The sequence below is a fragment of the Streptococcus sp. HSISS2 genome (assembly GCF_000448665.1).
Lineage (GTDB): Bacteria > Bacillota > Bacilli > Lactobacillales > Streptococcaceae > Streptococcus > Streptococcus raffinosi.
The window spans coordinates 652,622-655,267 of the sequence record NZ_CM002133.1 but is presented as its reverse complement, the minus strand read 5'-3'; the positions used below and the strand labels follow the sequence as shown (position 1 = coordinate 655,267).

Below are 2,646 nucleotides of genomic sequence, written 5' to 3'. Positions count from 1 at the left end.
GATAAGTATCATACAGATAACCAAAATGCCCGTAAGCGTAATAACGGATGTCATTGTCTGTCACGCGCAGATACATGAGTTTTTGATTGCCAAACTTGCTTTGACATTCTCTGCGAAAACAGCCTCCCTAGCATCCACTCTATCCAGGTCCTTCTTCATCTCATCACGTTTGTCGAAGATTTCTGCTACCTTTAATGAGGTTTCGTGATAGTCCCAATTTTCATCTGTATTAATTTGGTAACCAACAGTCGGTGCAATCTCAGACAGCTCCTCGTAGAGGTCTTCCTGCTCGCCTGTCATAAGGATTAAATCAGGTTTTAACTCAGCAATCTTATCCAAATCTGGACTCCCCTGCCAACCAACTGAAACCACCTTGGCATCCTTGTATTGTTTCTTAAAGAGGGTTGAAAATTCTTGACTATCAGCTTGACCAGTTGTTGCACCTACAGGAGTGATATCTAAAGGATTCAAGATTTCACCATAGAGGTTGTCGAGGATAACAATACGTTTAGGAACTTTTTTCAACTTTGTCGTACCAAAATCATGAACAATCGTCTTCTCCTTAAAAGTTTGACTTGTATTATTTGACTCTGCATTATGTCCAGACGTCATGTCTGGCAAGTAATATAGTAAAAGACCAGATATGATGGCCAGAATAGCTAATAAATAAAGAAGATTTATTTTTTCATGGCAACTCCTCGATAAGATCGGATTAAATCGTTACTTTAAAGTTATCTTAAAACTTCTTTAATGTCAATCACTTACTGATTCGTTCAAGCCTATATTTTTGATTATATTATTTTGATACTTCAAACAATCCTAGATTAGGATGCTTAAGCCCTAATAACAACCTTTTAGTTATCTGAACTGTGTTATAATGATAGGTAACATTGGAGGGAAATTATGTTAGATCAGCTTTCATTTAAAGGACAATGGCGACAGTATCAACAACGTATTCTTGATAAATCAGAAAGTTTTATGGGTGATGGAAAGATTCACTTGGTCGCTGCTCCTGGCTCTGGAAAAACGACCTTAGGAATTGAATTCATACGGCGTTTTGGTAATCCAACTTTAATTCTAGTTCCGACAGTTACTATCCGCCAACAATGGGTGGACCGGATCAAACAAGCTTTTTAAGTGATGTTAACCAAGCAGAACAACTTATTTCACAAGACTTAAAGAGGCCTAAAATGATTACGGTTGCGACTTATCAGGCATTACATAGTGCCATGAACCAAGTTGTTGGTGATGGTCTTATCGAAGACACAGATGATACAGCTCAACAAGAGCATTTTAATTTTCAAGATTTCGATATCCGAAAAACATTTGAGGATAAAGATTTAGGGACTCTTTGTTTGGATGAGTGCCATCATTTAAGAAATGAATGGTGGAAGAGTTTGGAGAGTTTTCGTAAAGCTTTTCCAAAAATCAAGATGATTTCTTTAACTGCGACACCCCCATACGAGGGAGAACCCGCACTTTGGGAGCGTTATATCAGCATGTGCGGTGTTATTGACGAAGAAATCACCGTCCCTGAACTGGTTAAGGAAGGAACACTCTGCCCTCATCAAGACTATGTTTACTTTGCCTTTCCGACTAAGAAGGAACAAAAACACCTAGATCAGTTTGAAAAGCAGAAACACGACTGTTTAAATAGACTCTCGGCGGATGAAAATTTCTCTAGTACCATTCAATCTAGCTTGGCACTGACAGGTCAGATTACTGACGACGACTTATTGACTAATCCCAAATACCTTTCTGCTATATTGATTTTCTTACGTTCCAAGGGTCTACCTTTCCCGCAATATTTTCAAGAGCTACTTGGTGCCAAGGCCTTACCTGCTTTTTCTCTTGGGTGGTTTGAAACCTTGCTCAATGGTATCATTTTTCAAGTACCAAATTGGTTCACTTTTACTGAAGAAGCCTTTGACCAAATCAAAAGTGATTTAAAAGCCAACGGCCTTATTGAAAGAAATCAAGTTAAACTCATTCGCAATAAAAAGCAAGATGTTTTACTTAATCAATCTCTAGGTAAACTAAAGGCTACTAAAGACATCTTTAAAGCGGAATACCAAGCTTTGGGAAATGATCTTCGACAGTTGGTGCTGACAGACTTTATTCGAAAAGATTTTCAAAGCCATTTAGGTGATGATAAGGCAGAGTTCACACAACTTGGTGTCCTTTCCTACTTCGAATCCATTCGTAGAGAAATGCTTGAGCAGTCTTGGTCGGTACCCATGGCTGTATTGACAGGAAGTTTGGTGATTATCCCGACTGCTGCCAAAGAACCTTTAGAAAAACTTATTCCTAGTTCTCGTTTGTCGTATGAGATTGTTGGACAGTTAAGACAAGATCAATACCTAAAGGTCAGTGTTTCTGGTTCTCACCATGACCTAGTGACTGCCCTTACCCAACTTTTCCAAGAGGGGGATATTCAGGTGATTATTGGAACCAAATCTCTCCTAGGTGAAGGCTGGGATGCTCCTTGTGTGAATTCACTCATTCTAGCTAGTTTTGTTGGTAGTTTCATGCTAAGCAATCAGATGCGTGGACGTGCCATCCGAATCTGGCCTGACAATCCTGAAAAAACCAGTAACACCCTTGATGATTGCTTCAAGCTCTTTATCACGAGCTTGTTTCTTGGCA

At 39.2% G+C, this 2,646-nt stretch carries 1 protein-coding gene and 1 pseudogene; one reads left to right on the top strand and one right to left on the bottom strand.

Annotated features, from left to right (window positions below; genetic code table 11):
* Positions 1-60 precede the first annotated feature (60 nt).
* Positions 61-612, bottom strand: coding sequence for an ABC transporter substrate-binding protein (locus HSISS2_RS10730; RefSeq protein WP_021145330.1), 552 nt, complete (start codon positions 610-612; stop codon positions 61-63).
* Between the two features lie 291 nt (positions 613-903).
* On the opposite strand from HSISS2_RS10730, the pseudogene HSISS2_RS03020 reads away from it, so the two are divergent.
* Positions 904-2,646, top strand: a pseudogene (locus HSISS2_RS03020) (DEAD/DEAH box helicase family protein); the annotation flags it as partial.